Source organism: Oscillochloris sp. ZM17-4 (assembly GCF_019599295.1).
Lineage (GTDB): Bacteria > Chloroflexota > Chloroflexia > Chloroflexales > Chloroflexaceae > Oscillochloris.
In genome coordinates, this window is sequence record NZ_JAIEWN010000026.1 from 1 (window position 1) to 8,710 (window position 8,710).

5 protein-coding genes are annotated in these 8,710 nt (G+C 62.0%); all 5 read right to left on the reverse strand.

Annotated elements, in window-relative coordinates:
• Positions 1-35: 35 nt before the first annotated feature.
• On the reverse strand, positions 36-752 hold the full coding sequence (locus K2Z83_RS17740) for a hypothetical protein (protein WP_220596527.1): 717 nt from the start codon (positions 750-752) through the stop codon (positions 36-38).
• A 30-nt stretch (positions 753-782) separates the two neighbouring features.
• Positions 783-5,042, reverse strand: a complete 4,260-nt coding sequence (locus K2Z83_RS17745; RefSeq protein ID WP_220596528.1) for an adenylate/guanylate cyclase domain-containing protein — start codon at positions 5,040-5,042, stop codon at positions 783-785.
• A gap of 357 nt (positions 5,043-5,399) precedes the next feature.
• Positions 5,400-6,776 carry a DUF2254 domain-containing protein gene (locus K2Z83_RS17750; protein ID WP_220596529.1) on the reverse strand — a complete coding sequence of 459 codons (1,377 nt, stop codon included), beginning with the start codon at positions 6,774-6,776 and terminating at the stop codon, positions 5,400-5,402.
• Positions 6,777-6,878: 102 nt separating this feature from the next.
• The gene (locus tag K2Z83_RS17755) at positions 6,879-7,655 is read right to left on the reverse strand and encodes an enoyl-CoA hydratase/isomerase family protein (RefSeq protein WP_220596530.1); all 777 of its coding nucleotides are present in this window, start codon (positions 7,653-7,655) and stop codon (positions 6,879-6,881) included.
• A 63-nt stretch (positions 7,656-7,718) separates the two neighbouring features.
• A complete protein-coding gene (locus K2Z83_RS17760; protein WP_220596531.1) occupies positions 7,719-8,495 on the reverse strand; it encodes an enoyl-CoA hydratase-related protein in 777 nt (258 codons plus the stop codon).
• Positions 8,496-8,710 lie beyond the last annotated feature (215 nt).

The following is an 8,710-nucleotide window of genomic DNA, read 5'->3' on the forward strand; positions in this document are numbered from 1 at the left end:
ACGTTCGGTAGCACCGCAGGACGGCGTGGAGCTACTCACGCCTGACTCGGTAGTACAAGAGTTCGCGTATCGACCAGACATGGTCGGTCAAATCGGCGGCCATCGAGGTCGGCCCAGACGACCAACCGGGGACGCCCCCGCGTGCCCGTGTGCAGGGGGTCACGGAAGACCCGCAGGACGCTGCTGGTCCATGCGGCAAAGCCGTCGACCGCCCAGAGGATCGGGTGCCCGACCTGGGCCGCCGCCCGCACCTGCGTGACCACCTGCGTGACCAACGCCGTATCGCGCCGCGGCGCGACCGCGCCCCACAGGAACAGCCGCGAGAAGACGCTCATCGCGGTGGCCATCCACACGGTGCCGCCCTGGGTCTTGACGTACCGCTCATCGCCTTGCACCTGACCGACATCGACCTGCCCTTGGCAGACCACCTGTTCCTGGATGGCCTTCGCATGCGCACCCGCCTTCCGTTGCCAGTCCGCCACCGTGCGCTCATCCAGGCCAAAGGCAACCACGATCGCCGGAATGGGACACCCGCCCGCCAACAACGCCCGTACGAGCACCACCATCCACAGCGGTCGTTTGCGGCCATAGCGCGGCGTACCGCGCGTCTCCGCGAAGCTCTTTTTACAGGCGTGACACATGTAACGCCGTTCACCGTACGAATGGACACCGATTCGGTCGCTTGCGCCACAGGCTGGATTGGGGCATACTGCCAACTCCGGGCGCATGGGAAGCTGGGTGAGGTTTTGCATACCTTCAGCATATCCATGCGCTCGGGTGTGTCAATTCTCCGACTCCACGCCGTCCTGCGGTGCTACCCTATAGCCGTGTTGTGTACGGATAAGAACAGCATTATCGAGATCCCGGCGCGCACCAATCGCTTCAAGCTGTGGGATCGCCTCAAGCAGGGCTGCCTGACCCCTAGCGAAATCTCCGATCACCGGCGCGAGATCAGCTTGTACCAGCAGCGCACGGCAGATTTCATAGACACTATCGGTCGCACGTAAGAGCAGCAGGCTGCGTTCCAATTCAAGCCAGGCAGCGCTATGATCGCCATCAGCCGCCAGGATTTGAGCATAGACGCGGCGGGTTAGCCCTTCTTCGCCGTGTGCCTCAAGGCGTTGTGCGGTCGCTAGCGCCTGTTCAGCTACGGCGCGTGCGCTGGCCAGATCGCCCTGCCGCATTGCTAGTTCGGCACGGTGCCGTTCGAGTTCGGGGCGTACATCCTCGGCACCTTGGGCCATCAGAAGGTCATCGGCGCGATCAAGGTATGCTCCAGCAAGTGCCAGATCGCCACGCGCCAGTAAGGTTGCGCCAAGATTGAGTTGCAGAACTGCGATGCCATACTGCGATCCCAGCTTGGTAAACTGGCGCAAGCTGCGTTCAAACTGCTCTACTGCCGCATCATACTGCCCGATCAGTTTGAACAGATCGCCCAGATTGTTGGTGACCATCGCCTCACTATAGACATCACCAACTGTCTGCGCCAGATCGATCGCTTCTTCATAGGTGGCGCGGGCTGCTTCAACTGTGCCGAGTTCATGGTAAAGGGTTGCAAGGTCATTCAGGGCATCGGCTAGGTTTTTGAGATCATTGATGCTGCGATACAGTGTCACCGCACGCTCAAGCATATCGCGCGCACGGTTATTCTCGCCCATGTTGATCCAGGTATTCCCCAGCAGCTTGAGCGCCTGGGCTTGGTCGTGGCGATTGCTATGGGCTTCGGCAGCCTCCAGTGCCCGTTTGGTAAGATCGAGCGCTTGCTGATAGCGCCCTTGCCGGGCATGCATGCCAGCGCCTAGTAGCAAACAGCGCACCATGGCTGGATGGATACTGGCCATTGGTAAGGCTTCTGCTTTACCAATCCAGGCAAAGGCGGTCTCGAAGTCGGCACGCTGCTCATGAATACGCGCAATATGATGGTGCAATCGCAACTGCTGGGTTAACTCGGAATCAGGTAGTGCAGTCAGCGCGGTTTGATAATGCAGCAGCGCCGTCTCATAGTTGCCGAGCAGACCGTGGAGCCAACCGAGGCGTTCGCGTACTTCGTTCACCAGATCATCGATGGAACTCCCCATTCCCTGCACGATGTCGCTGGTATGATGATCCATCAGTTTGAGCGCTTCACTGAAGAGTGTGATCGCCTCACGATTGGCAAACCGGCGCTGCGCCAAGCGCCCCGCACGCACATGGTAATCAAAGGCTTGCGGCCAGTTTTCGGCCAGCAAGTGATGACGGGCCAGTAGGCTCAACTGGTCATCGTCGTGGGCGCCGCCCGCCGCTTCGATAATCTGGGCAATTCGCTGATGGAGTTCGCGGCGCCGCACGAAGAGTAGGCTGTCATAAGCGACATCGCGGATCAGGCTATGCCGAAACAGATAGTTCAACACAGGGTGCAACTGTTCGGGCGCAATCAATGTCGCTTGGGTGAGTTGGTCGAGTTGCTGCGCCAGTTCATCAGCGCGACTGACCAGATCAATCAGGATCGGGTAGGCGAAGCGTTGCCCGATGACTGCCGCGACCTGCAAGGTCGCCAGGATTTGTTCCTCAAGTCGATCAAGACGTGCGGTAATCACACCCTCGATACTGTCAGGGATGTTAATGACACTCGCCGGCATGGTCAGTCGCCATCCGTCCTCAGTCCGCGAGAGCGCACCACCATCACGCAGTCCACGCAAGAACTCTTCGATAAAATAGGGATTGCCATGGCTTCTCGTCAGCAGCAATTCCTCTAATTCGGGCGGTGGCACCCCGTCAAGCACCTGCTGAATAAGTACGTGGCCTTCGTCGGGCGACAAGACTCCAATATCGAGCGTGAGGCAGTGTGCGCGGTCACACCACGCCTGATCAAGTGCCAGTTCAGGACGATAGGCCAGCAGTATCAAGAGCGGTGCCGTCATCAGATGTTCGAATGTTGCCGATAAGAGATCGAGCGATGAGGCATCAATCCAGTGCAAATCATCGAGGATGATCACCTGTGGTTGCCGCTGCGCAATGGCGATGAGCAGGGCTGCAATCAGTTCGCGTGCGCGTTCGCGGCGTTGTTCGGCGTTCAATGCTGCAGTCAAGGCCGTCTCGCTGATTGGCAGGCCCAGTATCTCGCCTAGCAATGGAGTGAAGCGTGCCAACTCCGGGGTTAATTCGCCAACCCGCGCATACACCTGTTCGGTCATCAGATCTGGGCTGAGCGTATCGGGTTGCCGAGTCAATATAGGGCGCAACAACTGGCGCAGGGTATTGAATGACGCAGTCTGGTTGTAGCTTTCGCTGGCCACCCGTAACAGGCGATAGGGCTGCTTCTGCGATGCAGGATTGCCATCCGGCACTGTCAGTCGGCGCAATGTCTCGTCAATCAGGCATGTCTTGCCAATTCCGGCTTCACCGATCAGCGCGATGATCCGCCCACTACCGGCAAGCGCAGTCCGCCCTGCGGAAGCCATCTGTTCAAGCTCATTGACTCTGCCAACAATATCTTGCGGGTTGTTACTCGGCCAATGCGCCACCTGCTCATCGGTCAGGGGGCGTACAGCTTCGGCCAGCGCCACTGGTTGCTCAATGCCTTTGAGTAATACGGCTGGCAATTCGCGCAAGAGAAAGCGCTGTTCGGCGGCCCGTCGTGTCGCGGGCGACAGCACGACTGCGTTCTCGCCGGCTTTGCTCATCAGGCGGGCTGCCAGATTGACCGCCTGCCCCATGACGGTGTATTCGTGACGAGCTGTGCTGCCAACTAGGCCGGCAAATACCACCCCGGTGTTAATCCCGATGCGCTGACGCAAGCGCAACTGGCTGTCTGGCAGTAACTCGCCGATCTCGGCATTCGCCTGATCAAGCGTATCGCGCAGGCGCAGCGCCGCATGCACTGCACGCTCAGGATCATCTTCGTGGGCGAAGGGTGCGCCGAATAGCGCCATCAGCTTATCGCCCTGCGTGTACATGTCTACTTTGTTGACAATCCCGCCGAACTGCTGAATAACCGCTTGGGCAGGCTGATAGTAGGCATTCAGTGCCTTGGCGGCCATAAGCGGATCGTGGCTCAGGAAAGGCAGCATCGCGCTGAATGGCCAAAAATGAATAAAGAGGGTTGTGACTGGGCGAAACTCACCATCCATGCGCTCGGTTGCCAACAAAAAGCGCCGGGGCATTGTGAATGGGAGATATGGATCAAGTGCGGCAATCCGTTCTGCCAGTGCGAAAAGGCCGGGTGTTCCGCTCCGCCGCGCATTGTTCGCTAGGTTCTCGATCAATGGGCTGGCCAATGAATGGATTGGCGATTGGGGTGAAGAATGCAGCGCCAAGAGCTGAAAGAAACCGGCCTGGCGGACCTCAACTACCGCGTTACTGATCAAGGCCTGCGTCACTGCCGATATCACCACTTCGCCTGGCTCGGCAATCTCTTGCGCTAGGGCCACATAATTGATTTCTTCGCCAGTGACGACAAGTTCGATATGGCTGCGGTCGCCGACATGGGCTGCGAATACCTGGCCACTATGAACGCCAATCCGTACCCGGAGCCGAAAGACGCCGACGCGAGTCGTTAGGGCGCTGAATTGGGCCATGCACTCTTGCATGGCCAGTGCGGCACGGCACGCATGTGCTGCATGGTCGTTGCCAAGTGTGGTGACATCAAAGAATGCGGTTAAGGCATCGCCGCCAAACTTGAGCAAGATTCCACCATGCACATGTATCTCGGCGACAAGTACGCCAAAGAGCGTATTGATAATGTGTGAGATCTCTTCTGCGCCTTGTTTTCCTAGTCGGCTCAATGTCCCCGAAAGGGCTGTAAAGCCAGAGAGATCCGCAAAGAGGAGCGAACCTTCCCAGAAGGCACCACTGACGACACCCGGCGCAGGAGCGTTGAGCTGCTGGATCAGTGTCGGCTCTGGTAAAAATGAAGCCAGCGCCGTGATCTCGTTCACAAGCTGGGCCACGGCAGCGGCAAGTGCCGCTTCCTTCGGCTCCGATCCGCTAACCTGTGCCAAGAGTTCGGGGTCTAGCAGTCGCTGTAAGGTTTCCAGAGCGGTAGCTTGGGGCGTAGATGACATAGTCCATTCCTGTATGACAGTACTGTAATCGCTCCTTCTATCCTCATGGCGCACGCGCATTATACATGTGGAACTTCACATCGGTACCTTCTACGCTGACGCAGCAAAACTCGTGTCGTTGCCGCACCAAGTGTTGCTGTTTATCTTTTTCTGGTTACAGTTCCCCTTCCCTACGAACGATAGTCGCATTTGTATAATTATGGATGTAATCCCTGTAGATATTCGAATAGGTACATCTTCAATGCCTCACACGCACGATATTCGTGTCTAGGGAAAACCATGACAAATCGCCTTGCTCAGCGTGGCCAGATCATCGTGCTGGCAACAGCACTCGTCGGCTTGCTCCTGATGGCTGTTTTACTTACGCCGCTTGTGACGCGGGCTGCAACCTGCACTTGGACTGGCCCGATCCCCGATCGCGCGCATCACCCGCCGGTAGCGCTCCTCGACCACGCTCAGATCGTGCGGCTCGGGCAGCGCCTCCTGGGCGCCCCGGCGCAGCATGTCGGCGTGGCGTTGTAGGACGGCCCGCCGGTCGGCGCGTTTGGTCTGGGCCGCGATCTGGGCCAGGCTCTCCAGCATGCGGATCGTCACCGGGGCCTGGGTGCGGCTGTACTGACGGATCATGTCGAAGGCCGCGTCCACCGCCCCGGCGAAGGTGAAGATGTTGACGACGAGGCGCAGGTGGCCGTCGCCGTCGAAGCGGAAGGGCGAGGGCGGCTGCATCTCGTCGAGCAGGGAGATCGCGGCCCCCAGCCGGTCCACGCAGGTCATGGCGGTGAAGGGGTCGTTCAGCGAGGGCGAGAGCGCGCGTGCGGCGATCTCGACCAGCTGGTAGATGTATGCCTCCAGATCCTGGTGGGGGGTGCGCTGCGCCCCGAGCACGATCGCGGCGTTGATCTCCCGCGCCAGCTCCTCATCGGCCGCCTCGGCGGGGATGGCTCGGGCGAGGGCGCCCTGGGCCAGCACGAAGTCGCCGGGGCGCGGCGCCAGATCCAGCACCAGGTCGCGGCGATGCGCCAGCTCCAGCAGCGCATCCTCGTCGATCGCCTGGAGGTAGCCGCTCGCGCCGGCCGGCACCACGCCGCCGTCCTCGCCGATCTGGGCGTGCATCTCGGCGGCCTGCTTCAGCTGCTGGGCCTCGTCCGAGTCGGGGGCCAGGGCTGGCCGATAGAGCCGGCGGATGGTCTCCTGTAGGTCGTCGCTGATCACGGCGATCAGGTGCTGGGCCTGGATGATCACCGAGACGTGGTGGATGAAGTAGATCAGCACGAAGATCCCGGCCACCGCCAGGACGATGCCTAGCAGAACGGCCAGGTTCGGCACCAGGGTGAAGTCGGTCGAGCTGCGGATCTCGGCCAGCACCAGCAGACAGTAGAGGTAGGTGGCCACGAAGGTGCCCAGGGCATACTGGGTGCTGCGGTCGCGCGTGAAGCTGCGGATGAGCCGCGGGCCAAACTGGCTGGAGGCCAGGGTCAGGGCGACCATCGTCAGCGAGAAGACCGTCCCGGCGACGGTGATCGCCGAGCCGGCGATGGTGGAGAGCGCGGCCCTGGCGCCGTCGGGGTTGTTGATGAACAGCCAGCCGAAGCTGCGCAGCCAGTCATCGCCGAAGATGAGGTCGATCTGGATGGCGGCGTAGGCGAGCAGGGCCGCGCCCAGGGTCATCAAAACGGGGATGAACCAGAAGCTGGCACGGATATTCTCGATCAGGGTCGCGATGTGGGTTTTCATTAGGCGGCAGGTGGCGGGCGGCGGGCGGCGGGCGGCGGGCGGCGGATTCTCGCTTCCTGCTGCCAGTTTGCTGCTCCAGACTTCCTGCCGCCTGTCGCCTGCCTACTTCCATATTGGCGGGCGCTTCTCGCGGAAGGCGGCCACGCCCTCGGCGAAGTCGGGGTGGGCGCCGGCCACGACCTGGGCCTCGGCCTCGTACTCCAGCACCTGGGACAGGTCGGCGTACTGCGACATCTCCAGGGCGCGCTTGATCAGGCTGATCGCCTGGGCAGGCCGGTCGGCCAGGGTGGTGGCGAACTGGCGCACCGCTTCGGGGAAGTCATCGTCGGCGGCCAGCACATTCACCAGCCCCCACTCCCTGGCGGTGGACGCGTCGACCTGGGCGCCGGTCATGCACAGCTCCAGGGCGCGCGACTGGCCGATCAGGCGGGGCAGGAAGTAGGTCAGTCCGCTGTCGGGGATGAGCCCGATGTTTACAAACGCGGCCGCGAAGCTGGCGCTCATGGCGGCCACGCGGAAGTCGCAGGCCAGGGCCAGGCTCATGCCCGCGCCGACGGCCGGGCCGTTGACGGCGGCCACCACCGGCTTGCCCATGCCGCGGATGCGGTTGACCAGCGGGTTGTAGCTCTGGCGCAGGCGCGCGCCAATGTCGAGCCGCCCCAGGTCGGCGAACTCGCGCAGGTCCTGCCCGCTACAGAAGGCCTTGCCGGCGCCGGTGATCACCACGCAGCGCACGGCGGGGTCGCGCTCGGCCTGGCGCAGGGCGTCCATCAGCTCGCGGTGGAGCTGGGCGTTCAGGGCGTTGTAGACCTCGGGGCGGCTGAGGGTGATCGTGGCGATCGGGCCGTCGGCCGCGTAGAGGATGGTCTGCTCGCTCATAGGTTCCTCCTCAGAAGAAGGGGAGAGTTGAAGAGAGGGTTCCCCTCTCTTCAACTCTCTCTGTTACTCCCCAGTGAACTCGGGCTTGCGCTTCTCGATGAAGGCGCGCATGCCCTCCTTCTGGTCCTGGGTGTCGAAGAGCATATAGAAGTTGCGCTTCTCGATCTCCAGCCCCTCGCGCAGGGTGGTCTCGGCGGCGTAGCGCACGGCGTCCTTGGCCATGCGCACGGCCATGGGCGGGCGCGAGGCGATCTTCTCGGCCAGGCGGCGGGCCTCGCCCATGAGCGACTCGGCGGGGCAGACGTGGTTGACCAGGCCGTAGCGGGCGGCCTCCTGGGCCGAGATCATCTCGCCGGTGAGGATGAGCTCCATGGCCCGGTAGGGGCCGATCGCGCGGGTGAGGCGCTGGGTGCCGCCGGCGCCGGGGATGACGCCGATGTTGATCTCGGGCTGGCCGAACTGGGCCGACTCGCTGGCCAGGATGATGTCACACATCATGGCCAGCTCGCAGCCGCCGCCCAGGGCGTAGCCGCCCACGGCGGCGATGATCGGCTTGGCGCAGGACCGGATGCGATCCCACTTGGCGATGATCCCGCCGGCGTGCATCTTCATGGGCGATGACTCGATCATGGCCTTGATGTCGGCCCCGGCGGCGAAGACCTTCGGCCCGCCGGTGAGGATCAGCACGCGGATGGAGTCGTCGGCGTCGGCGGCCTCCACGGCGGCGATCAGCTCGTCCATCAGCTCGGGGCTGAGGGCGTTGAGCGCCTTCGGCCGGTTCAGGGTGATCGTCGCAATATGGCCCGACACCTCGGTCAGCACCAGTCGCTCGTCGCTCATTATGCCTTCCTTTGCTCACTACAGTGGGGGTTGGGGGTTAGGGGTTGGGGGTTAGGAGTTCGCGTTAGGATTCGGTTGCTCCGATATGATACCAGGATTTCTGGTGTGCAGCGCCAACCCCCAACTCCCAACCCCCAACCCCAGGGCATGTGCAACGTCCCTGGCCCCCCTGGCTGGCGACTGGAAGTCGCGCCAATGAGGCGCTGCGCGCCGGG